The sequence below is a fragment of the Bacteroides sp. RCH18 genome (assembly GCF_058231005.1).
In genome coordinates, this window is record NZ_JBIPTC010000001.1 from 3394216 (window position 1) to 3419803 (window position 25588).

At 45.6% G+C, this 25588-nt stretch carries 15 protein-coding genes and 1 pseudogene; 8 read left to right on the forward strand and 8 right to left on the reverse strand.

What is annotated here, in order from left to right; translation table 11 throughout:
• Positions 1-37: 37 nt before the first annotated feature.
• The 4 genes from ACHLI0_RS13290 to ACHLI0_RS13305 all read left to right on the forward strand — a co-directional run bounded on the left by ACHLI0_RS13290 (position 38) and on the right by ACHLI0_RS13305 (position 3941).
• Positions 38-949 carry a ketopantoate reductase family protein gene (locus ACHLI0_RS13290; RefSeq protein ID WP_196070414.1) on the forward strand — a complete coding sequence of 304 codons (912 nt, stop codon included), beginning with the start codon at positions 38-40 and terminating at the stop codon, positions 947-949.
• A 26-nt stretch (positions 950-975) separates the two neighbouring features.
• Positions 976-1821, forward strand: a complete 846-nt coding sequence (gene lgt / locus ACHLI0_RS13295; RefSeq protein ID WP_008767381.1) for a prolipoprotein diacylglyceryl transferase — start codon at positions 976-978, stop codon at positions 1819-1821.
• Entirely contained in the window at positions 1818-2462 is a 645-nt protein-coding gene (locus ACHLI0_RS13300) for a chloramphenicol acetyltransferase (RefSeq protein WP_490749358.1), read from the forward strand. The genes lgt and ACHLI0_RS13300 overlap by 4 nt, the downstream gene beginning before the upstream one ends.
• 66 nt (positions 2463-2528) lie before the next feature.
• Positions 2529-3941, forward strand: coding sequence for a hypothetical protein (locus ACHLI0_RS13305; RefSeq protein WP_490749359.1), 1413 nt, complete (start codon positions 2529-2531; stop codon positions 3939-3941).
• A gap of 182 nt (positions 3942-4123) precedes the next feature.
• Here ACHLI0_RS13305 and mutS read toward each other — a convergent pair whose 3' ends face one another.
• The 5 genes and pseudogenes from mutS to ltrA all read right to left on the reverse strand — a co-directional run bounded on the left by mutS (position 4124) and on the right by ltrA (position 12761).
• Complete coding sequence (mutS, locus tag ACHLI0_RS13310; protein ID WP_032841392.1) at positions 4124-6712, reverse strand: DNA mismatch repair protein MutS; 2589 nt, start codon at positions 6710-6712, stop codon at positions 4124-4126.
• A gap of 373 nt (positions 6713-7085) precedes the next feature.
• Positions 7086-7955, reverse strand: a complete 870-nt coding sequence (locus tag ACHLI0_RS13315; RefSeq protein ID WP_070750479.1) for an AraC family transcriptional regulator — start codon at positions 7953-7955, stop codon at positions 7086-7088.
• A gap of 24 nt (positions 7956-7979) precedes the next feature.
• A complete protein-coding gene (locus ACHLI0_RS13320; RefSeq protein ID WP_221647051.1) occupies positions 7980-8855 on the reverse strand; it encodes a DMT family transporter in 876 nt (291 codons plus the stop codon).
• A gap of 183 nt (positions 8856-9038) precedes the next feature.
• Positions 9039-10478, reverse strand: coding sequence for a sialate O-acetylesterase (locus tag ACHLI0_RS13325; protein ID WP_490749360.1), 1440 nt, complete (start codon positions 10476-10478; stop codon positions 9039-9041).
• An 839-nt stretch (positions 10479-11317) separates the two neighbouring features.
• Positions 11318-12761: pseudogene (ltrA, locus tag ACHLI0_RS13330) on the reverse strand (group II intron reverse transcriptase/maturase).
• A 777-nt stretch (positions 12762-13538) separates the two neighbouring features.
• Here ltrA and leuS point away from each other — a divergent pair.
• The 4 genes from leuS to ACHLI0_RS13350 all read left to right on the forward strand — a co-directional run bounded on the left by leuS (position 13539) and on the right by ACHLI0_RS13350 (position 19068).
• Complete coding sequence (leuS, locus tag ACHLI0_RS13335) at positions 13539-16373, forward strand: leucine--tRNA ligase (protein WP_490749361.1); 2835 nt, start codon at positions 13539-13541, stop codon at positions 16371-16373.
• A 143-nt stretch (positions 16374-16516) separates the two neighbouring features.
• Positions 16517-17434, forward strand: a complete 918-nt coding sequence (locus ACHLI0_RS13340) for a YitT family protein (RefSeq protein ID WP_008762766.1) — start codon at positions 16517-16519, stop codon at positions 17432-17434.
• Positions 17435-17482: 48 nt separating this feature from the next.
• Entirely contained in the window at positions 17483-18064 is a 582-nt protein-coding gene (locus ACHLI0_RS13345) for a non-canonical purine NTP diphosphatase (RefSeq protein WP_490749362.1), read from the forward strand.
• Positions 18065-18225: 161 nt separating this feature from the next.
• Positions 18226-19068, forward strand: coding sequence for an OmpA/MotB family protein (locus tag ACHLI0_RS13350; protein ID WP_234119219.1), 843 nt, complete (start codon positions 18226-18228; stop codon positions 19066-19068).
• Between the two features lie 133 nt (positions 19069-19201).
• Here ACHLI0_RS13350 and ACHLI0_RS13355 read toward each other — a convergent pair whose 3' ends face one another.
• The 3 genes from ACHLI0_RS13355 to ACHLI0_RS13365 are packed head-to-tail and all read right to left on the reverse strand — an operon-like array spanning position 19202 to position 25583.
• Positions 19202-21409 carry a GH92 family glycosyl hydrolase gene (locus tag ACHLI0_RS13355; protein WP_490749363.1) on the reverse strand — a complete coding sequence of 736 codons (2208 nt, stop codon included), beginning with the start codon at positions 21407-21409 and terminating at the stop codon, positions 19202-19204.
• A 46-nt stretch (positions 21410-21455) separates the two neighbouring features.
• Positions 21456-23612, reverse strand: coding sequence for an alpha-galactosidase (locus ACHLI0_RS13360; RefSeq protein ID WP_490749364.1), 2157 nt, complete (start codon positions 23610-23612; stop codon positions 21456-21458).
• Between the two features lie 24 nt (positions 23613-23636).
• On the reverse strand, positions 23637-25583 hold the full coding sequence (locus tag ACHLI0_RS13365) for a sialate O-acetylesterase (protein WP_490749365.1): 1947 nt from the start codon (positions 25581-25583) through the stop codon (positions 23637-23639).
• Between the last annotated feature and the right edge of the window lie 5 nt (positions 25584-25588).

A 25588-nucleotide genomic window follows, 5' to 3' on the forward strand; every position in this document is an offset into this window, starting at 1 on the left:
CTAACGACTTATTAATTATCACATAAGCATCAATGACATGAAATATCTCATAGCAGGAACCGGTGGAGTAGGCGGCAGTATAGCAGGCTTTCTCTCGCTTGCAGGAAAAGATGTAACTTGTATTGCCCGTGGAGCTCATTTGCAGTCAATACAAACCAATGGTCTGAAATTGAAATCGGATCTGAAGGGTGAACATACGCTTCAGATTAAGGCTACGACGGCCGAAGAGTTCAAAGGAAAAGCGGATGTGATCTTCGTCTGCGTGAAAGGATATTCCGTCGATTCGATTACCGAACTCATCAAAAGGGCATCGCATGAGAAGACAGTCGTCATCCCTATCCTGAATGTTTACGGGACAGGACCACGCATTCAGCGTCTCGTTCCGGGTGTAACGGTGCTCGATGGTTGCATCTACATCGTAGGCTTTGTTTCCGGCACGGGAGAGATCACCCAGATGGGGAAAATCTTCCGTCTGGTATATGGTGCCCACAAAGGGACACAGGTGACTCCCGGCATCCTGGAAGCTATTCAGAAAGACCTTCAGGAAAGTGGAATCAAAGCTGAGATTTCTCCGGACATCAATCGGGATACATTCATCAAATGGTCGTTCATCTCGGCAATGGCGGTCACTGGTGCTTACTATGATGTACCGATGGGTGAAGTTCAGAAGCCGGGGAAAGTACGTGATACGTTCATCGGCCTTTCTACTGAGAGTGCCGCACTGGGACGTAAATTGGGAGTGGAATTTCCCGAAGACCCCGTCAGCTACAATTTGAAAGTCATTGATAAACTCGATCCCGACAGTACCGCATCCATGCAAAAGGACTTGGCACGGGGACATGAATCGGAAATACAAGGTTTGCTGTTTGACATGATTGCAGCAGCCGAGGAGCAAGGTATCGACATACCAACTTACCGGATGGTTGCCGAAAAATTCACAAAACACTAATTACAAACCGTAAACCGTTATCCAACATGAATACCCTTTTATTATCAATCAACTGGAATCCGAATCCCGAACTATTCAACCTGTTCGGCATTTCTATCCGTTACTACGGATTATTGTGGGCAGTAGGAATCTTCTTTGCTTACATCATTGTCCATTACCAGTTTCGCGACAAAAAAATAGACGAGAAGAAATTCGATCCCCTCTTCTTTTATTGTTTCTTCGGTATTCTGATTGGAGCACGTCTGGGGCACTGCCTGTTCTACGATCCGGGACAGTACCTGACCAGCGGAAAGGGATTTGTGGAAATGCTTCTGCCGATCAAGTTCCTGGCAGGCGGCGGATGGAAATTCACCGGTTATGAAGGACTTGCCAGTCACGGAGGTACACTCGGATTGATGATCGCCCTTTGGCTGTATTGCCGCAAGACGAAACTTCATTATATGGATGTGGTGGACATGATTGCCGTCGCTACTCCGATCACCGCCTGCTTCATCCGTCTGGCGAATCTGATGAACTCCGAAATTATCGGTAACCCGACCGATGTACCCTGGGCATTCGTATTCGAACGGGTAGACATGCTCCCCCGTCATCCGGGACAGCTCTATGAAGCGATAGCTTATCTGATCCTGTTCTTCATCATGATCTATCTTTATAAGAATTACAGCAAGAAACTGCATCGCGGATTCTTCTTCGGACTCTGTCTGGCTTATATCTTTACCTTCCGTTTCTTTATCGAATTCGTGAAGCAGAACCAGGAAGCATTCGAAGACAACATGATGTTCAACATGGGACAATGGCTGAGCGTTCCTTTCATCATCATCGGTTTCTACTTCATGTTCTTCTATGACCGGAAGAAGGTAGCAAAGAAATGAAACAAATCATAGATATAGAAAACTGGGAGCGGAAGGAGAATTTCAACTTCTTCCGCCACTTCCAGAATCCCCAATTATCCATTACCTCCGAAGTAGAGTGCGGAGGAGCCAAGCAACGTGCCAAAGCGGCCGGACAGTCTTTCTTTCTCCATTATCTTTATGCAGTGCTGCGTGCAGCCAATGAAATACCGGAGTTTCGTTACCGCATCGATCCGGACGGGCGTGTAGTGCTCTACGATACCATAGATATGCTGTCTCCCATCAAGATAAAAGAGAACGGCAAGTTCTTCACCACCCGTTTCCCCTACCACGACGATTTCGACACTTTCTATCAGGAAGCAAGGCTAATTATCGACGCCATCCCCGAAGACGGCGATCCGTACGCGGCAGAAAACGGAGAAGTAGCCGACGGAGATTACGGACTGATTCTGTTAAGTGCGACTCCCGACCTGTATTTTACTTCCATCACCGGCACACAGGAGAAGAGAAGCGGCAATAACTATCCGTTGCTGAATGCCGGAAAAGCCATCATAAGGGAAGGCAGACTGGTGATGCCTATCGCGATGACGATTCATCACGGATTTATTGACGGGCATCATCTTTCCTTGTTTTATAAAAAGGTGGAAGACTTTCTGAAATAATAGTGCTGTTCAAGTCGTATTTCTCATTCCTTTTATCTACCTTTAGCGCGACTAAATGATAAAAATATGAGCACAAAAACACTATTCAAACTACTATGGGTACCTTTCGTCACATCCGTATTCGCAAGTTGCAGTGACAAAGAAGAATTACCTTACACTCCTCCGGAGGAAACGAATGACAGTTACATAAGCCCTGCCGTACCACAAGGTAATAGCTGGCCTGAAGCCGCCATGTCACTTACACAGCCTTTTCTGGGTGCCGGATATGATATTATGGGCAGCTACATAGACAATAATTCGGTAAAAGAACCAGTGCTTGATCTGAGCAAAATAGATAATGAAAGGATTAGCAATCTGGTAGGTTCGAGCGGAGTAGGAGACAGCTTCATTGGTCGTGATATGAAAGAGTTTCTTCGGTCAATCACAAAATATAAGAAATTTGTGGTGCCGGCGGAAAACAAAGATGATTTGCTGTTTACCGCTACCATTACCGGTCATAAATATTTTCAGAAACCTTATGATTATTCATCCCAATACACATTTGCCTTTGGCAGTTCAGGAGCTAACGGAGTGATTCAAAGATTACTCACTCTGAATGCGGATTGGTCCAACTGGCTGGCCGATGATTTCCGGCAAGAGCTGGAAGATGCGTCACCTGAAACAATCATAGAACTATTTGGTACTCATATATTGGTAAACACTCATTTAGGTTATATAAGCAAAACCCTCTATCGCAGCATCGTAGCGGATGATGAAGAGAACTTATTGAGAACCGCAAACACAGGGATGGGCGCACAGCAGAGCAGCATTATTAAGCATCCCAATGTTTCCATCACTTATCCCGAAGAAACAGTAAAAAAGAACTATGGGGGAACAATTGTAGTGTCATTGCAAGGAGCTGATTCCAAAGTCTTTAATCAGCTGACAGGCGATCCGATGGATATCAGCCCCTGGATACAATCTGCCAATGAAAAGAATCGCGCCTTAACTACTCTGACCGGTGAAGACCTCATCCCCATCTATGAGGTAATAGCCGACCCCATAAAGAAACAGCAAATAAAAGAAGCGGTAATAGCCCATATCAAAGGCCACCAACTGTCCTTACAACAAACAGCTCCCATCTTTCAGGCGAGTGACGGGTACTATCACCGCTACTATACCTCTTATAAGGAGTTAACTGCAAAGGCGGATATCTGTCAAGGCGTGATAGGAAGCGTATTTATCAGACACGAACCGGGTACAGTACCGCTTTACCTGTCTTCCGACGGAAAGAATCACCGTTTGACATTAGAACCGGCACCGAACGGAGACGGAACAATCATAGGGTATGTCTATGAAAAGGAGAGCGATGACTTAAACTGTATCTACGAAATATCGGATGGAAAAAACTTTGCCTATACCACGGAAGAAAAGGATGCTTACGGAGACAAAGGCACATGGAAGCCAACCGGTCTCTCTTTCTATACAAAGAAGGTATAAGCATAAGGCCATACCATTGGCACGGCAAGTAACCCTATAACTTACAACATAAGAAGTCTATAGTATCTTCGTTGGGGCTGACTAAAAGTCGTTAGTATCTCCATTCTCCTCCTTCCGGAAGGAGGAGAGTTTAAAGTTACTAACGACTTTTTAGTCAGCCCCCGCATAAGTTATATCAGTTTTTACTTGCCTCTGACTATCTTCTTTATATCGTTCAGCTTATTCAACGCCTCAATCGGAGTAAGGTTATTCACATCCAGATTCAGTATCTCATCACGAATCTGACAAAGTATCGGGTCGTCCAACTGGAAGAAGCTGAGCTGCATACCGCTTCTGTTTTCACTGACTTCCGTCAATGGTTTGCCGGAAATACCTTGCTGGCGGTTGTCCGATTCCAGTTGCTTCAATATAGTATTTGCACGCTTCACAATACTCTTCGGCATACCTGCCATCTTTGCTACATGGATACCGAAGGAGTGCTCGCTTCCCCCACGCTCCAGCTTACGGAGGAAAATCACTTTATTGTCCACTTCCTTCACAGACACGTTATAGTTCTTGATGCGTTTGAAGGATTTCTCCATCTCGTTCAGCTCATGGTAATGCGTAGCAAACAGTGTGCGGGCTTTCGCTTTCGGATGTTCGTGGATATACTCGACAATTGCCCAGGCAATGGAAATACCGTCATAGGTAGACGTACCACGTCCCAACTCATCAAATAACACCAGACTTCTGGAAGAGACATTATTCAGAATATCCGCAGCCTCATTCATTTCCACCATAAAAGTAGATTCGCCCACCGAGATATTATCGCTGGCACCTACACGGGTGAAAATCTTATCTACCAGACCGATGTGGGCACTCTCCGCAGGAACAAACGAACCGATCTGCGCCAACAGCGTAATCAGTGCCGTCTGACGCAAGAGCGCAGACTTACCCGCCATGTTCGGACCGGTAATGATGATAATCTGCTGCGTAGTACTATCCAGCATCACGTCATTGGCAATATACTTCTCACCAATCGGAAGCTGCTTTTCAATCACAGGGTGACGTCCCTGACGGATATCCAGTACATCATTGTCCTCAATAACCGGACGGATATAATTATTCTCACGTGCCACATTAGCGAAAGACAACAGACAGTCCAGACGGGCAATCTGATTCGCATTAATCTGTATCTGCGGAATAAACTCCGTCAATGCCTGCACCAAATCAGTATATAACTGAGTCTCCAACACGAGAATCTTATCTTCGGCTCCCAGAATCTTTTCTTCGTAAACCTTCAGTTCCTGCGTAATATAACGTTCCGCATTGACCAGTGTCTGCTTGCGAATCCATTCCTGCGGGACTTTATCCTTATGTATATTACGGACTTCAATATAATAACCGAATACATTATTGTAAGCTACCTTCAGACTCGGAATACCTGTCTGCTCACTTTCACGCTGCTGTATCTGCAACAGATAGTCTTTGCCGGAGTATGAAATACGGCGTAATTCGTCCAGTTCCTCATTCACACCATCTTTAATCACGCCCCCTTTGTTGATCAATAAAGGAGGGTCATTATTGATTTCTTTGGCAATCCGGTCGCGAATAGAAATACAAAGATTCAGCTGTTCGCCTATCCGGTTCAAACTTGCGTTATCCGCTTCAAGACAAGCCTGCTTGATCGGCTCAATGGCCTGCAAGGCAACTTTCAGCTGCACCACCTCACGTGGCGACACACGTCCTACGGCTACTTTGGAAATGATACGTTCCAAGTCTCCTATCAGATGCAACTGCTCCTCGATCAGCTCTTTAAAATCCGGCTGGCGGAAGAAGTATTCCACCACATTCAGACGGTCATTAATCGGCTTCTCATCTTTCAACGGGAAAACCATCCAGCGTTTCAGCAGGCGGGCTCCCATCGGACTGATGGTACGGTCGATCACGTTCAGCAAACTGCTGCCGCCGTCATTCATGCTGCCGATCAGCTCCAGGCTGCGGACTGTAAACTTATCCAGACGCACATACTTATCCTCCTCAATACGGGCAAGAGAAGTAATATGACCGATCTGCGTATGCTGTGTCATCGTCAGGTATTGCAGGATAGCACCGGAAGCAATGATACCATTCTTCAGGTGCTCCACCCCGAATCCTTTCAGATTCTTTGTCTCAAAGTGTTTCAGTAGTTTCTCACGGGCGGTGGATTCGGTAAATACCCAGTCGTCCAGTTCGAATGTGAAGAACTTGCTGCCGAAGTTACCTTCAAACATCAGGCGTTTGCCCCGTTCGAAAAGAATCTCTTTCGGTCCGAAGTTATTCAGCAATTTGTCTACATAGTCAAAGGGACCTTCGGCGGTGAGGAACTCACCGGTAGATATATCAAGAAAGGCAACTCCACAGGAAGCCTTTCCGAAATGGACGGCAGCCAGGAAGTTATTCTCCTTATAATTCAGAACGTTATCATTGATAGATACACCGGGGGTAACCAACTCGGTAATACCTCTTTTCACCAGTTTCTTCGTCAGTTTCGGGTCTTCCAGCTGGTCACAGATAGCTACACGCTTTCCGGCACGAATCAGTTTCGGAAGATATGTATCAAGCGCATGATGGGGAAATCCTGCCATCTCGATAGTCTTTCCTTTTCCATTGGCGCGTTTTGTCAGTGTGATTCCTAAGATTTCGGATGCAACAATGGCATCGGTAGAATATGTTTCATAAAAGTCACCGCAACGAAACAGCATCACTGCATCCGGATGTTTGGCTTTCAAATCCAGAAACTGTTTCATCATGGGGGTAAGCACGATTTCTTCCTCGTTCACGGTTCGCTCCTTTTCTTTTTTGTTGAGTGAATAATGAGATTAACCTTGCAAAGATAACAGTTTTCCGGCAGAGAATCAACGGAATTTCCCGTTTCAATTTTCACAATTAGTGTTGCATCCTTTTAAAAAAGAAGGGTATATTTCTTAACAAGTAAAGGAAAACTATTAAAACGTGTTATAAAACATACTATTTTACTTGGATAATTTGCTAATTTCCCAATAGTCCGTATCTTTGCAATGTGTTTTTCATAGTATTAGATTTAAGGTTAACAAAGGTTGGGTCAAGGCGTTGACCCTTTTTTTATGTCCATACGTCCCGTTTGCCTCTTTCTTTCATTCATTTCTATTCAGCCAGCATCATCTTTTTATAGTAAGACGGAGTGAATCCGGTATGCTTCTTGAACGACTTATTAAAATGAGAAATCGTATCAAATCCGCACTCCACACTGATCTGCGAAATATTCATATCGCCCATGAGCAAGAGTTTACACGCATATCCTATCCGCATCTCCAATATGTAATTCTTGAATGATTTCCCCGTTTTGCTCTTAAAGAAGCGGCAGAATGCAGCAGGATTCATAGCTGCCAGAGAAGATATTTCATTCAGATCAATCTGTCGTGTATAGTTCTTATTCAGGTAAGCTATGATTTTGTCTATTCTCGAGCCGTCGTAGATAATATCATTTTCAAAGTCGGAAGTCGATAGCACAGACCGTGAAGCGACGTTTGCCATTTCTTTCAGAAGTTGCAGGAAAGAAGTGATCTGATCGACTCCTGTCTCCACCGGAATCGATTCAAGTAAATCAACCAGCCGCAGGGAGCATCCTGCGGGAAAGTAAATTCCCCGTTGCGCCTCTTCAAGCAGGTTCTTTATCTTCACAAAATGGGGATAATAATTGAAAGCGTGGTGCATGAAGTCCTTTTCAAACTGAATGATAGTCCCTGTTGTCCGAAGCGTACTGCCTTCTTGCCGATACACCTCATCGCTCTTCATATAATGAGGCAAATCGGAGCCTAGCAGAAGAATATCACCATCGGCATATTTCTCCGCGTTATTTCCTACAAAACGCATTCCCGTGCCCTCCTTGACATAGATAATCTCATACTCCGTATGGAAATGCCAAGGGTAAGTAAAATAAGGATAATCATAAAAACGAGCTTTCAAAGGAGACGACTTCGATATAGGAAGCTGCTCATTCATCATTTTTCTCATAATCTACTCTATTTCTTATCTACTCTATTTCTTTTCAGCCCAATATACCCCGCAGACAATACAAGCTGCGCCGCCTAAAGCGACTAGCGTAATCTTCTCATCCAAAATAAGGAACGATGCAATCATCGTGACCAGAGGATTGAGATAAATATAATTGGATGCCCGTACCGTTCCCAGCTGTTTTAACACCACATTCCAGAGCACATAGCAGATCAGCGAAGCCAATACGGCCAGAAACAGTAGGTTGAACAGCACGGCAGGCTGAAGAAGTACGGCGGTATCGGGCTGTAGGGGATGCAGGAGGAAGGCAGGCAGAATCGTCAGCACTCCGTAAAAGAAAATCTTGCGGGTGATAAATACGGTAGGATAACGCCCGGCCATCTTTTTAATAATCAGACTATAGAATGCCCATGATAATGCGGCAAGCAAGGTCAGCAGATCGCCTATCGGAGATATTTTGAGCACAAAACTGCCGTTAAAGACAATCAGCCCTACTCCCATCAATGCCAGCAGGGAACCGTATATCAGTCCTTTCGATGCCTTTTCACTTTTATAGAAAAGCAGGGAAAGGATAGTAGTCAGCAAGGGAGCCGTGCAGATGATAAACGATACATTCGACGCCTGGGTGATGCCTAAAGCGGTATTCTCTGTAAAGAAATAAAGGGAGCCACCGAATATACCGCCTGCTACCAGCCACAGTTCATCTTGCCAGTTATTGGTGAACAGACGTTTGGGAGAAATTACCCAGATGCCAAGGTATGCAATCAGAAAACGGTAAAAGAAGATTTCCTGAGGTGTCAGCCCGTGGTTTATCAATACTTTAGTCGAAATGAATGTCAGTCCCCAGATAGCTACTGTTAGTATGGCAATCAGATGATAGTACCCATGCTTTAGTTCCATAATTATGGTTTTAATGAGAATGCAAAGATACAGGGATTCATGGATATACCCACTGACTTTTACAGATATATTTTCAACAAAATTTCGCCGAAAGAGAACCGGTTATACATCCGGATATAACAAGAAAGCGAATATCCGGATGTCTGATAAAATGGCTGTATCTATTCAGGTAATCGTCTGCTTTTACCAGTTATCCGTCCGGAAAGGCGCCGCAGGGATGCCATGAATACTGAAAATACTTGCTTCCACATAATTCTTATACGCATACCGCACGGCAACGGGATGAGGGACTTTGTCACTCGAAACCGCCAGTCGGGCAGTCTTGGTTTCTATTTCGGCAAAAGCCGGATAGAATACTTTATCCTCGCCCGCAATCTCAAATCCTTTAAGAGATGTCCACATCGGACTTAGGCCGCGTTGGGCATTGTCGAAGTTTATATAGATTTTGTTCTCCTGTATCTCCATCGATTTATAAACAGGAGGAGCGTATCCGAATCCTTTCATGCCGTAGGTCTGCGCCAATGCCCAATACGCCAGTCGGTTCCCTACCGTCTCCTTGTCTACGGGATGGATGAAAACAGGATGGCCGACATCCATCGTCGTAACCATGCCACTATTCGGTATATCCTTCATATTCTGCAACTGGACCTCGCGCAGGCGGGCAGCCGATGTACCGTCGGCTCCTTCGTAATTGAAAGGCGCTATCTGCACAAAATAGAAAGGAAGTTCGCCCCTGCCCCATTTCGTACGCAAGTCAGCCACGAAGGCGGGCATAAGGCTCTGATAAAGATCGGCATTGTCACGATTACTTTCGCCCTGATACCACAAGAAGCCTCTCACTGCAAAATTAGTCAAAGGAGCTATCTTACCATTGTAGAGTACGCACGGAGTGGCGGTAGGATTCTTTACTTCAGCATCATTATCGAGGATGGAAAGATCGATACTACTAAAAGGCTTTATGGATTCTCTGCTCATCCATGCCTCTACTTTTGATCCTCCCCACGTAGAAACGACGATGCCGACCGGAACTTCCAGCACTTCCTGTATGTAACGCGCAAAGTAATAAGACACAGCACTGATATGAGAAACGTTTACCGACGTATTTTCCAGCCATTCGCCCTGGCAGTCCTCCTGAGGCGTTTTACTAAACTGGCGTACCCATCTCCCATCCTTTGAATCTGTAGTATACATTCGGATAGGCGTGGATGGCTTGGCTTTGGCAATAATATCGTTCGTCCCTCTGACCGGTTGCCGGTCGAAACCGCCCATCGGCATCTCCATATTCGATTGTCCCGAACAGAACCAGACTTCACCGATCAGTACATTCTGCAACGTCAGTAATTCGCCGTCATTGAAGGTGATCTTGTAAGGGCCTCCCGCAACAGGGGTGGATACTGTTAACAACCAGCCTCCCTTGCCATCCGATGAGGATTTATATGTCTGCCCGTTCCACGAAGTCTTCACCGTTACAGTAGCATTGGGACGGGCTTTTCCCCATAGTTTGACTTCTGCTTGCTGCTGTAATACCATATTATCTCCAAGTATGGAAGGTAATGTCACTTTAGCCTCACTTTTCATTGAAAATGCAAGAGCTAAGAATAAAAAGCTGATAAGATATTTCATATATATTTAATTTATTTATTCGGTTAATTACAACAGGATTGACCAATCTTCGGAATATATCCTACCGGAGGAGGTAGTCGGAATGAGATAAACTTTAGCTTGTTATTCCAATAGTCTCTGCTTTTTTGCGCTTCAGCAAAGAAGGATGTAAAAAGCATTGTTAATAGTACCAGCAACTTTTTCATTTCTTAGAATTTTATGATAACTGGCACAAATGTAAGTCCCGCTAGTTAATTTAGTAATTAATTTGCAATTAATTCGAGGAGAAAATAAAGGATATAGGTTGGAAAAGATACTTTTTAGTCGGTATACAGACTAGTTTAACGTTTATTTAAAGGCTTTTTCAGCCAACACTCTAAAAAGATTATCCCGACAGGACTTCAACTATAACCAGTATACACTCACATTTTATCCATATTCTTTGTATTATAAACGATCCTCCCAAAATATACTCACATTAATACGTATATAATAATACCAAATGAAAGAAACATATTATCCAAAAGTCTAACGAAAAAGAGATTCTTACAGATAGAAGCGCTCGTTTGTAAACAAATCACCACTATCAAAACAGTCCTATTAATATATCATATTTTTACCACATAAAGAAAGGAAGAGAACTTTACTCAAAAAAGTTTTCTCCCTTTCTTACACTACACTCCCGGAATCGAATAAACTCCTTCATCGTTTTTAATAAATAACGAGAGAGTTTATTATAAACGGTCCCCAAGTTTATTATAAACTATTTTTAGGCGTTTCCAGCAGTCCCAATAGAATTATTAATCGAGTAGGAGGAAAACGAAGTAGAAGTTTTCCTCCTACTTTCGTTTTCCGACCTCTCACACCACCGTACGTGCCGTTCGGCATACGGCGGTTCTCTTAACTGCGATGCAATTGGGTATAAAGAATTATCATTGACGGATAACCCGCCATTACAAGCTTATCTGTTGTGATTGCTCTATGCAATATCCAACTATCCGCAATGCGCCAATAGCCTTTACGGGTATTCGCCCATTCCCAAGATTTCCGACGAGGGATGCCACACTTCTGCAAGCTGGCAAAACGTGTACGTACCCGCTTCCAACTCTTCCATATATACATTCTAAGACGACGATTGTACCACTTCGCTGTTTTGATTATAAAATCTTTCATATCGGCATAACGATAGTATGTCAGCCAACCTCGGATGTATTGCGTCAGGTGGAGTTTCAGCCAAGCGTAGCCTTGACCACTACTACGGCTGGTCAGGTGCTTGATGGTGCGTTTGAACTTGGATTGACTTTTCTTATGAAGATTAAGACCACATTTACGGTCGGCTCTTCAGTAGAAGGAGTGTCCAAGATACTTCTTGCCGCAGATGGAACCGACTTCTGTCTTCTCTTTGTTTACTTTCAAGAATAACTTCTTTTCTATAAACTCGGAAATACTATCACGGACTCGCTCCGTTGCCCGAAGACTATGGACAAGGATCAGACAATCATCGGCATAGCGGACAAACGGGTGCCCCCTGCGTTCCAATTCCTGGTCCAACTCATTAAGAAGAATATTGCTCAATATAGGACTCAATGGACCACCTTGGGGGACGCCCTCGGCAGTCTCCGCGTATTTGTGAGATACTACAACTCCTGCATTAAGGTATTTGTGTATCAAAGATATTACACTGCCGTCCTTGACGGTTCGGGATAAGACCTCTATCAGTTTGCTGTGGTTAACACGGTCAAAGAACTTTTCCAAATCCAAACCGATACAGTAGCGATAACCTTGGTCTGCATATTCCTGCACCTTATGCAGTGCATCGTGAGCACTACGATGAGGGCGGAAGCCGAAGCTGTTGTCACTGAACTGAGGTTCGTAAAGCGGTATCAACACTTGGCTGATTGCCTGCTGAACAAAGCGGTCTACCACTGTCGGGATACCTAATGGGCGAGTTTTACCGTTGTCTTTCGGAATTTCTAACCTGCGCACAGGGGACGGACGATACTTCCCCCTGCGTATCTTTTCCAACAATTCGTCTTTATGGAGGGTAAGGTATGGCAACAGTTCGCTCGTCTCCATCTTATCGACACCTCCCACTCCTCCATTCCTTACGACTTGGCGGTATGCCGCATTCAAGTTCGATGGACTTAGAAGGAGTTCCAACAGATTGTTTTCTTCCAATTGCACTTCCACAAGCTGCTCATCTTTTATCTCCATAAAAGTCTGCACTCCCACATACTCGTCGGATGCTGTCCTATCCATTTGTGGGCAGTTCGTTTTACTGATTTTCCGCATTGACTCTTTCATAAAGTATTAAATGGTACTTGTTTGATTAAAAGTTCAGTCCTTCACCGACTGCCGATTTTTTTACCTTGTCGGTTACTATGACCTCTGCTGACTTCTCACGGTTCGTTATTACTGCTTGACTGTATTTATTTATTTTTCCTCGCCCGTGAGACCTCCCCAGTTATGGACATATTCTTTCCATCTTATGTCTGCTTGATTTACTTCGGATGTTCCGGACAACTATAGGACTTCGTTTTGTTTAGCAAACTTATCCACATCCTTAAGCCTTAATATCAAGTTTCTGTACGTCAGACCAGATATTTGCCGCAGGCTTCCTTCAGATTCCACCTCACGATGGACACCCTTGCCGTTGGCTATATACTTCCCGTTGTCAGGGCGCTTTAGGGACTTACACCCGTTAGAATATGTTCGTGCTGGGCGAACTAACAAAAATGGGCAAGAACCTTCGCAGTTTCTTGCCCATTCGTTACCCTGACTATGCAATTCTGCACATCCACCTATTGAACTTATGTTATAATTTTTATATATCCTATCATTACTATTCCGTTTTATATTCCTCCAAATATACGAAATAAAAACAAGAAAGTCAATAGCCGGACGGTATTTGCCGTGATATTTCTTCATTTATCAGGTATTACCTTGTTGTTCGGGCAATACCTTATTATAAAAGAAAGGTTTTTTTCACTCACTACGTGGTTATCTGAAAATAAACACGTAAATTTGCTGGCTCAAATTGAAATAACAGTATAAATCACTATAAATAAAAACTTTATCACTATGGAGTACAATTTCAGGGAGATTGAAAAGAAGTGGCAGCAAAGGTGGGTGGAAGAGAAAACCTACCAGGTTACGGAAGACGAATCGAAGCAGAAATTCTATGTATTGAATATGTTCCCTTACCCGTCAGGGGCCGGACTGCACGTAGGGCATCCGCTGGGATACATCGCTTCGGATATTTACGCCCGTTACAAACGACTGCGTGGCTTCAATGTACTCAATCCGATGGGATATGACGCATACGGTTTGCCGGCGGAACAATACGCTATTCAGACCGGACAGCATCCCGCAATTACTACTAAAGCTAATATCGACCGCTATCGCGAGCAACTCGACAAAATAGGCTTCTCTTTCGACTGGAGCCGTGAAATCCGTACGTGCGAACCCGAATATTATCACTGGACCCAATGGGCTTTCCAAAAGATGTTCAACAGCTACTACTGCAACGACGAACAGCAGGCACGCCCTATCCAGGAACTGATCGACGCATTCGCAATCTACGGAAACGAAGGACTCAACGCTGCCTGCAGCGAAGAACTCAGCTTTACCGCCGAAGAATGGAAAGCCAAAAGCGAAAAGGAACAGCAGGAAATCCTGATGAACTACCGCATCGCCTACCTCGGCGAAACGATGGTAAACTGGTGCCAGGCACTGGGAACCGTATTGGCAAATGACGAAGTCATAGACGGCGTCAGCGAACGCGGCGGCTTCCCTGTAATCCAGAAGAAGATGCGCCAGTGGTGTCTGCGTGTATCCGCTTACGCTCAGCGTCTGCTCGACGGACTAGATACCATCGACTGGACCGAATCACTGAAAGAAACTCAAAAGAACTGGATCGGACGCTCCGAAGGTGCCGAAGTACAGTTCAAGGTAAAAGACAGCGATCTCGAATTTACCATCTTTACTACCCGTGCAGATACCATGTTCGGTGTGACCTTCATGGTTCTGGCTCCGGAAAGTGATCTGGTAGCCCAGCTGACCACTCCCGCCCAGAAAGCAGAAGTAGACGCCTACCTTGACCGCACCAAGAAACGTACCGAACGCGAACGTATCGCCGACCGCAGCGTTACCGGTGTATTCAGCGGCTCGTATGCCATCAATCCGTTTACAGGTGAAGCAGTGCCCATCTGGATCAGCGATTACGTATTGGCAGGATACGGAACAGGAGCCATCATGGCCGTACCCGCCCACGATAGCCGCGACTATGCTTTCGCCAAGCATTTCGGACTCGAAATCCGCCCGTTGGTAGAAGGTTGTGACGTAAGCGAAGAAAGCTTCGATGCCAAGGAAGGTATCGTCTGCAACTCTCCGCGTCCGGATGTAACTCCGTACTGTGACCTGTCTCTGAACGGACTGACCATCAAGGAAGCCATCGAAAAGACCAAGCAATATGTGAAAGAACATAATCTGGGACGTGTGAAAGTGAACTACCGTCTTCGCGACGCCATTTTCTCACGCCAGCGCTACTGGGGGGAACCGTTCCCTGTATACTACAAAGACGGAATGCCGTACATGATCGACGAAGACTGTCTGCCGCTGGAACTTCCGGAAGTAGACAAGTTCCTCCCCACCGAAACAGGCGAACCTCCATTGGGACACGCCAAGGAATGGGCGTGGGACACGGTAAACAAGTGCACAGTAGAAAACGAAAAGATCGACAACGTTACCATCTTCCCGCTGGAACTGAACACCATGCCGGGATTCGCCGGTTCTTCCGCATACTATCTGCGCTACATGGACCCGCACAACAACAAAGCATTGGTGGACCCGAAAGTGGACGAATACTGGAAAAACGTAGACCTTTATGTAGGAGGAACGGAACACGCTACCGGACACTTGATCTACTCCCGTTTCTGGAATAAGTTCCTGCACGATGTAGGTGCATCGGTAGTAGAAGAACCGTTCCAGAAGTTAGTAAACCAAGGCATGATTCAAGGCCGCAGCAACTTTGTATATCGCATCAAAGATACTCACACCTTCGTTTCACTGAACCTGAAAGACCAATACGAAGTGACTCCACTTCATGTGGATGTAAACATCGTATCCAATGATATCCTCGACCTGGAAGCATTCAAGGCATGGCGTCCCGAATACGCGGAAGCAGAGTTTATCCTCGAAGACGGAAAATACATCTGCGGATGGGCGGTTGAGAAGATGAGTAAATCAATGTTCAACGTAGTCAATCCGGATATGATTGTGGAAAAATACGGTGCAGACACCCTTCGTATGTACGAAATGTTCCTCGGTCCGGTTGAGCAGTCCAAGCCTTGGGATACGAACGGTATCGACGGTGTACACCGCTTTATCCGTAAGTTCTGGTCATTGTTCTACAGCCGTACGGACGAATATCTGGTGAAAGACGAGCCTGCAACGAAGGAAGAATTGAAGAGCCTGCACAAACTGATCAAGAAAGTAACGGGAGACATCGAACAGTTCTCTTACAATACGTCTGTCAGCGCATTCATGATTTGTGTCAACGAACTCTCCAACTTGAAATGCAACAAGAAAGAGATACTGGAACAGCTCGTTATCACCCTCGCTCCTTTCGCTCCGCACGTTTGCGAAGAACTGTGGGATACACTGGGACACGAAACTTCCGTATGTGACGCCGCATGGCCCGCATTCAACGAAGAATATCTGAAAGAAGATACGATCAACTATACCATCTCCTTCAACGGAAAAGCACGCTTCAACATGGAGTTTGACGCTGATGCCGCTTCGGATGCCATCCAGGCTGCCGTACTAGCCGACGAACGTTCGCAGAAGTGGATCGAAGGCAAAACACCGAAGAAGATCATCGTAGTGCCGAAGAAGATTGTAAATGTGGTAGTATAAATAAGTATTAAGTAATAGGTATTAAGTATTACCGTAGCTGCTGTTCAAGCATATCCGCATGGTTAATACTTAATACCTGATACCTAATACCTATCAATTACGACTTATTACCTATTACTTAATACTTATTACCTATTAATTAAATGCGCAAACCAGCAAAAGCGGAAATAATGAGAGAAGTGAAGGATTATATCTACATCACTCTCGGATTGATAAGTTATGCTATGGGATGGGCGGCGTTTCTGCTGCCTTACCAGATAACGACAGGAGGTACTACCGGTATCGGGGCTATCATCTATTACGCAACGGGATTTCCTATCCAGTGGTCGTACTTCATCATCAATGCGGTTCTGATGACATTTGCCATCAAGATATTAGGTCCGCGATTCAGCATAAAGACTACTTATGCGATTTTCATGCTGACTTTCCTGCTATGGATATTCCAGGTGTTGGTAAACAACTACATACAAACGCCCGATATGTCGGCCGACGGAAAGCCTCTGCTGCTCGGCAGCGGACAGGACTTTATGGCTTGTATCATCGGTGCGGCTATGTGCGGTGTAGGTCTGGGCATTACTTTCAATTATAACGGCAGCACCGGAGGAACGGACATCATCGCCGCTATTGTCAACAAATACAAAGACGTATCCCTTGGAAGGATGATCATGATTTGTGATGTGTTCATCATCAGTTCCTGTTACTTTGTGTTTCACGACTGGCGCCGGGTAATCTTCGGTTTCGTCACTCTGTTCATCATCGGTGTCGTGCTCGACTGGATTATCAACAGCGCCCGTCAGTCCGTACAGTTCTTCATCTTCTCCAAGAAGTATGATGAGATAGCCGACCGCATCATCAAAGATACTGACCGTGGAGTGACCGTGCTCAACGGCACCGGATGGTACAGCAAAAACGATGTAAAAGTACTGGTCGTACTGGCCAAAAGACGTCAGTCGCTGGATATCTTCCGACTGGTAAAGCGTATCGATCCGAACGCTTTCATCTCGCAAAGTTCCGTCATCGGGGTGTATGGCGAAGGGTTCGATCAGTTGAAAGTGAAATAAACAGGTGAATGAATCCGGATAATTCCACTAAAAAACAAGAATAAGACAATGAAACGCAAACTTGTATTTGCCACCAACAATGCTCATAAGCTCGAAGAAGTAGCCGCTATCCTCGGGGATAAGGTAGAACTGCTCAGTCTGAATGACATTGGCTGCCACACGGACATCCCCGAAACAGCCGAAACGCTGGAAGGAAATGCCTTGCTGAAATCTTCTTTTATCTACCGGAACTATCAGCTGGACTGCTTTGCCGATGACACCGGACTGGAAGTGGAAGCTCTGAACGGAGCGCCCGGAGTGTACTCCGCCCGCTATGCCGAAGGCGAAGGACACGACGCTCAGGCGAATATGCGCAAGCTGCTCCACGAACTGGAAGGAAAAGAGAATCGGAAAGCGCAATTCCGCACTGCCATTTCGCTGATTCTCGACGGAAAGGAATATCTCTTTGAAGGTGTGATCAAAGGGGAAATCATCAAAGAGAAGCGCGGAGATTCCGGCTTCGGTTATGACCCGATATTCAAGCCCGAAGGGTACGAACAGACTTTTGCCGAACTGGGAAACGAAACAAAGAACAAGATCAGTCATCGTGCACTGGCTGTACAGAAACTTTGCGCGTTTTTACAACGCTGATTCTTTGGCATATTCCATACAACAGTCTGTCTTGACATCAACGAAGTACCAGCAGTAAAATTCTCTCAGGTCATTTCTTAACTATATGACACAGAGTTTAATAAAAGATTTTTTGTAATCTTCAGAAGAAAATTATTTCTTTGCAAAAAAAATAAAGCGTAATGAAGAAAATTGCATTATTTACTTTCCTTACATTGTTATTATGTACTTCATGTGTAACGAAAAAGAAGTTCATGATGACAGAAGCCGCACGTATTGCAAGTATCGACAGCTTGCAAAGTTTATTGACTGATTGCCGCAACACAGGCGACCAGCTGTCAGCACAAATCAAGAAGCTCCTGCGTGATACCACCCAGATGGGAAACAGTATCCGCCAGTATCAGAGCATGCTTAGTACTAACATGACGGAACAGGAAAAACTGAATGCCTTGTTGAGTCAGAAGAAAAACGAACTTAGCGAAAGAGAACGCACCATCAATGAGCTACAGGACATGATCAACGCTCAGAACGAGAAAGTGAAACAACTGCTGAGCAGTGTGAAAGACGCGTTACTGGGCTTTAGCACAGACGAACTGACGGTTCGTGAAAAAGATGGAAAGGTATATGTGGCAATGTCGGACAAATTGCTGTTCCAGTCAGGAAGCGCCCGTCTGGATAAACGCGGAGAGGAAGCTCTCGGCAAATTGGCGGAAGTCCTGAATAAGCAGACCGACATCGACGTATTCATCGAAGGTCATACCGACAATAAACCGATCAACACCGTACAGTTCAAAGACAACTGGGATTTGAGTGTGATTCGTGCTACCTCCGTCGTACGTATCCTGATCAAGAACTACGGTGTAAATCCTTTGCAGATACAGCCCAGCGGTCGCGGCGAATATATGCCTGTTGACGACAATGAAACAGCAGAAGGCAGAAGTAAGAACCGCCGTACGGAGATTATCATGGCTCCGAAACTGGACAAGCTGTTCCAGATGTTACAGACTTCCGAAGAGGTTAAATAAGAAAATAATAATAAGAGACTGTCAGAAGGTAGACAGTCTCTTATTATATAGAAACAAGGCTATAATATTTATTGCCCTATATGATATAACTCATCCATGTTTCTATTAGATACAATATCTGAATTCATACTGTTTACTTTCCCCATCCGGATGGTTTCTTACCCATCTTGAACACCATCGTACCACCGTTCATGATATCCTGATGAGTGATGAAGAAATCTTTGTGTTTCTTCCCGTTCAAAGTCACCGACTGAATGTAGATATCTTCGGGAGACTTGCGGATGGTCCGGATACGGAATTCCTTATTACCGGCCAGTTTCAAAGTACACTCATCCAAAAGCGGGGAACCGATGATATACCGGCCGTCGGCAGGATTGACCGGATAGAATCCCATCGCACTGAATACATACCAGGCAGACATCTGACCGCAATCATCATTTCCGGCATATCCCGAAGAAGTGTTGTTATACAGCGTGTTCAAAATATGACTGACATACTTCTGCGTCTTCCACGGCTGACCTGCAAAATTATAGAGATAAGCTACGTGATGGCTGGGCTCATTGCCATGTGCATACTGTCCCACAAATCCCGAAGCGTTATGATTCATCTGCTCACTCTTATAGGTAGAAGTAAAGAAAGTATCCAGCTTTTGTTCAAAGGCTTTCGTTCCTCCTGTCAGTTCCATCAAGGCTTGGATGTTGTGCGGAACATACCAAAAGTATTGCCATGCATTTCCTTCGGTAAACGGATGCCCACCGTTTCCACCGTATTGATACGGGTCGAAAGGTTCGATCCATTCTCCCTTGTCATTCTTAGACTGGAAGAACTTCGTTTTCGGATGGAAAAGGTTCCGATAATATTCGGAGCGTTTGTGGAATCGCTGATAATCGGCATCCTTGTTCAATTTTGCAGCCAGTTGGGCAACACACCAGTCATCAAAAGCCTGCTCCAGAGTGATGGAGACAGATTGAGTCTGAATGTTTTCGGGCATAAAGCCGTATTTCTCCCAAACCTCAAAAGGAGAGTTGGGGTGTGAGGTTACCGAACTGTTATAGACTGCTTCATAGGTTTTCTCCACATCAATTCCGGGAATACCTTTCAGGATGGCATCAGTGATCACAGGAATGGAGTGGTTACCGATCATACAATAATTGTCCTGTCCCCATAATTGCCAGATAGGCAGATAGCCGTAATATTCATACTGGCGTATCATGCTCTTCACGAAGTCAGTCACCCGTTCGGGTTCCAGCAATGTGTAGAGAGGATGAGAGGCGCGGAAAGTATCCCACAGAGAGAATGTGGTGTAATGAGTTTCATTGTTCGCCACCTTGCGGGTCGTATAGTCGGCAGCCATGTATTCGCCATTCACGTCGGACATGGTGTTAGGCTGTATCATAGTGTGGTAAAGAGCCGTATAGAATATCTCTTTCTGCACTTCCGTACCTTTCACTTCGATCTTTCCCAGTTGTTTTTCCCAATCAGCGTCCGCAGCAGCCACATAGCGGTCGAAGTCCCAGTGCGGTGCTTCCTGTTCCATGTTCTGACGAGCATTCTCCATAGAGACGGACGAAAGGGCTACCTTACATGTCAGTGGCTTGCCATTCAGTTGGCCGAAACGGAAACAGCCATGAAGATTCGTACCGTTGATCACGGCTGTGTTTTCATGAACACGACCACCGTCTCTCAGCGTAGAAGTAAGGATAGGACTGGAAAACTCCATATAGAAATAAATCTTGCGCAGTTTCGCCCATCCCGTAATGATACGGTAACCTTCCACTGCATGGTCATTCAGAATGCGGATCTGAGAGTTAATGATCCGGCGTCCCCAACTGCCCTTATCTGCCGAGTGGTCCATATCCAGTATAATCTCCGCATCTTTGCCGGCGGGATATTGATAGCGGTGGATACCGTTTCTCTGAGTAGTGGTAAGCTCTGCATTAATACCTTCATCTTTCAGCATTACCTGATAATAGCCGGGACGGGCTTTCTCTTCGTCGTGCGTGAATGCGGAAGAAGTGCGTCCGCTGCTGGTCGGCATCAATGTAATGTCGATCAGGTCCGAAGCTCCTGTCCCGCTCAGGCGGGTATGGCTGAAACCGAAGATTGTATTCCGGTTATAGTCGTAGCCGGAAGCGTCCCCCCAGTTAGGAGCTTCGCTGGTGTCCGGAGAAAGCTGTATCATACCGAACGGTGAGGTCGCCCCCGGGTAATTATTACCCGAAAGTCCCCCATCGATGGCCCCCGTTCCAATAAACGGATTTACATATTTAGTGATTTCCCCTGCCTGTAACGTAACAAGGGTCAATGAAAATGCACATACACTTAAAAGTAATTTCTTCATGGTTCGTGGTGTTTTTATAAGATATGTTTCTTATGTCTATGGCCTTTTATTCTTCTGTTATTTCAATGAGACGGCTGTTGAGCTGCTGCGTTGTGAAAAGATCCAGTCCGACGTTCATCAAATACTCTCCGGAGAAAACCTGGTTGTTACCCTTCAATGAGGAACCGCTACCGGGCATCATATTGATTTCCTTCACACGGTACTTTTTGTCGGCATCCAGTCCTTGCAGGCGGACAGGCAGTGTCTTTTCCGCATAGCGCGGATGGATATCGAAGGCGAATACCGCAGCTGTTTTCTTGTCCTTGCCTACAAACATGGAAGAAGTATGGTTGCTTCCGTAAGGAGAAACAAGGCGATACATATCACCTTCAAGGATAACAGATTTCAGACGGTTGTAGTTTTTGACTGCCAGATCACAGTACAAGTGCTCATTCTGATTCATGTCTTCCAGTTTGATGTCGAATCCTAATTTGCACATCATAGCTACATCGGTACGGAATTTGATACTGGTTCCACGGTTCCAGGTAGTGACGTGGGCACACAGTGTCTTACTCGGGAAGATCTGCGAATAGCCCCATTGGATAAACAGACGTTCGATAGGATCGGTATTGTCGCTTGGCCAAAATTCTGTGAAGTACTTCAATGCTTCATAGTCGGAGCGTCCGCCGCCACCGGCACACAGCATCATCGGAAGATCAGGATATTTAGCCTTGATTCTGTCCAGCACCTTGTAAAGTCCGCGTACATAGTCAACGTACAGATGAGACTGTTTATCTTTCAGATACATCGAATAGATATTCGTAATCGGGCTGTTGCAGTCCCATTTGAAGAAAGCGATGCCGGGATATTTGGTCATCAGGTTGTCCACCACGCCGAATACATGATCCTGTACTTTCGGATTGCTAAGGTCGAGAACCATCTGGTTGCGGAAGTAGTATTCATCACGGTTAGGCAGATGAATCACCCAGTCTTTATGCTTTTCGTAAAGCTCGCTTTTAGGATTCACCATTTCCGGCTCTATCCATATACCGAACTTGATACCTTTCTTTTGTGCTTCTTCAACAAGACGCCCTACTCCGTTCGGAAGTTTGCCGGCAGTCTCTTCCCAGTCGCCCAAACCCTGATGGTCACTGCTACGGGGATATTTGTTGGCAAACCAACCATCGTCCAGCAGGAACATATCTACGCCCAGCTTGGTAGCCTCATCCATCAAGCCGATCAGTTTGTTTTCATCAAAGTCAAAATAGGTAGACTCCCAGTTGTTGAGCAAAGTCATACGGGTATCATTACCGTTTTTCACCTGATGATTGCGCGCCCAGTCATGGAAGCTGCGGCTGGCCTCACCTTTCCCCTGCGTGCTGTAAGTGAAATAGAAGTCCGGAGTACGGAACACTTCTTTGGCGGGCAGGCTGTATTCGGAGTCGTACGGGTTGATACCGCTGATAATGCGCAGTTCGTTTTTATTGTCCACTTCGAAAGTAAAACGGAAATTACCCGTCCACCCGATAGTTCCTACCAGCACTTCGCCTGCATTCTCCTGCGAAGGATTGTCAAGAGCCAGCTGGAAGAAAGGAGATACAAACATATTGGCACGTGCGCCCAACTTCGTATCGATCACCTTTTTACCGAAAGCCAGTTCTCTTTCGGTCACGTTGGCTTCGTGTGCCCAGTCACCGGAAAATTCAGTCAGGAAATACTTGCTGCTGTTCAGGTGAAGCATTGATGAAGCATACTTGCAAAGTATCACAGGCTTCTTCTCTTCATGGCTGATTTCACTAAACGTACAGATAATGTTCTCTTTGCCGTAAGCCACATAATGTAACTTTACAGTCACAGGGTATTTATCATCTTTAAGGGTAATTACGGTTTCGTTGACCCCGTTACCGATGACATTGCTCGAATGATCTACGTATTTCAGCAGCAATGAAGAGTTATTATCATTATGACGTATGTGAATAGCCGGTTCAAAGTAGTCCTCCATACCGTGAGTCAGATAAGCTTCAGTCCCTTGTGGCAGATACTGGATATCGGAATCATGGTTAAGCTTTTTGCCCAAGTATTTCTGATACAGACGTCCGTTGTCAGCTACTTGATAGATAAGGCTGGTCCGTTCGGTTTCTATTTTGATCAGCGGCTTGTCGGCAGCCTGCAAAAGAGAAAAAGAACTCAATAGAAAAAAAAGTAAGAATGCTTTTAATTTCATGGTTTACATTGTTATGGTTGATATTTATTCTCTAGTGCGGAACGGGGGTACGGGAAGCCCGCTCTTGCCATATAGATTACAAACAGGATTGTCTGCCCACGCATAGCAAGCCGCCGTCGGTATTTCTATCCGGTCGGATTGCAGAATGACTTCTTTTCCCCGGATGGTTGCCTGTGCCGGAACGTATTTCCCGTCCGGTCCCGCCAGTATAAAGCCTTTCGGAGCCCCTTCTTTGGCTACTACTTCCTGATCGAAACTAAGAATCAGCGTACGTCCCGAAATGCGGTATCCAAGGAATGCGGGCACTTCGTATGTACCTTTGTTATAGGTCTTCGCCAATGCTGCTTGCGCCAGCCGCCTTCCTACCTCTTGCTTGTTTTTCGGGTGGATATCATAATCTTCGCCGAGGTCGATGGCACACGCCATACCCGTATTGGGCAGATGCAGCGCATGTGCCTGTGCATCACGGAGAGCCGCCCATTTGGAGTCCGGCTGCACTTCTTCGGGCTTCAGATAATTGGCCAACTGCACAAAGTAGAAAGGAAAATCCTGTTTCCATGCCCTTCTCCAATCTGTAATCATTGATTGGAAAAGTACTCTGTACTGCTCGTCGAATCCTACATTATTTTCTCCCTGATACCAGATAACACCCTTGATAGGAAAAACAGTAAAAGGATGTATCATTGCATTGTAAAGTACGGTCGGGTAACAGGATGTCGGCCAGCCGGTTCCTTCGGGAGACAATGGTCTGGAAGGTGCACCGGTCATCGATACTCCAGTGTGATAGTTCCAGTTGCCCGCCAAGGAAATCTTCTTGCCGTTCGCTTCCATATACATCTGCTGAGGTTCTCCATGGATACCACCTTCACCTCCATAATCTATGGCACGAATGGTGATAACCCCTTTACCTGCCTTTGCCAAGGTTGCGGGAATCTTATAGGTACGCATCGTATTACATCCCGAAGTTCTTCCTATCTCTTTTCCGTTAAAGTAAGTGATATCGTCGTCGTCGATCATAGCCAGATGGAAAGAGATTTCCTTGCCGCTCCAGTCGGCAGGTATTTCCACTTCTTTCTGGAACCAGACAGTACCGTCAAAATTCAGTCCGCGAGTTTCCCAGTAGGCGGGCAGTTCCATCGGTTTCCATTCATTCCCTGTCTGAAGAGCTGATATCCATTGGGGAGCTCCGTCTTTGAATCCGGCATCCCTGGCATCGAACTGCTGAAGCCACTCGTCCATTTCCCGATGGTAAAGTTCGACAAGTTTCTCTCTTTGGAAGCCTGCGCTTTCCATTTCGGCCATCTTTTTCTGGAATCCCATGACTCGCTTCAATGTCTGATGGCTTGTCCACGATTCGGCAGGTGTGCCGCCCCAAGTACAGTCAATCACCCCAACGGGCACATTCAGTTCTTTCCACAACTTACGGGCATAGAAATAAGCGACAGAAGAAAACTCCGATACAGTAGCGGAACTACATTCCTGCCAACCGTTCATATTCATTTCTACGTTATCCTGCGGAGAGAAAGCGACGGTCTTCTTTACCTGCAACAGACGGATGGAAGGATAATTGGCATCGGCAACCTCCTGTTCGTAATTCATCACTTTTCCCCATCCGGCAACGGGCATTTCCATATTCGACTGACCGGAACAGATCCAGACTTCTCCCGATAGGACGTTGTTCAGCACCAGTTTCTCACCATCCGAAACAGTGATCTGATAAGGTCCTCCGGCAGGCGGAGTCGGGACTTCTATACTAAAATGACCATCAGCTGACGCTTTAGCCGTATATTTCTCATGATTCCAGCTCACCTTCACAGTCACTTGTTTACCGGCTTTCGCTTTTCCCGGTAACGTCAGCTGACTGTTTTGCTGAATAACCATATTATCGGTAAAGAATGACGGCAATGTGACCTTCGCTTGCGCAAAGGCTGCCACACATAACGATAAGAGTGTTAATTGATATTTTTTCATTTCTT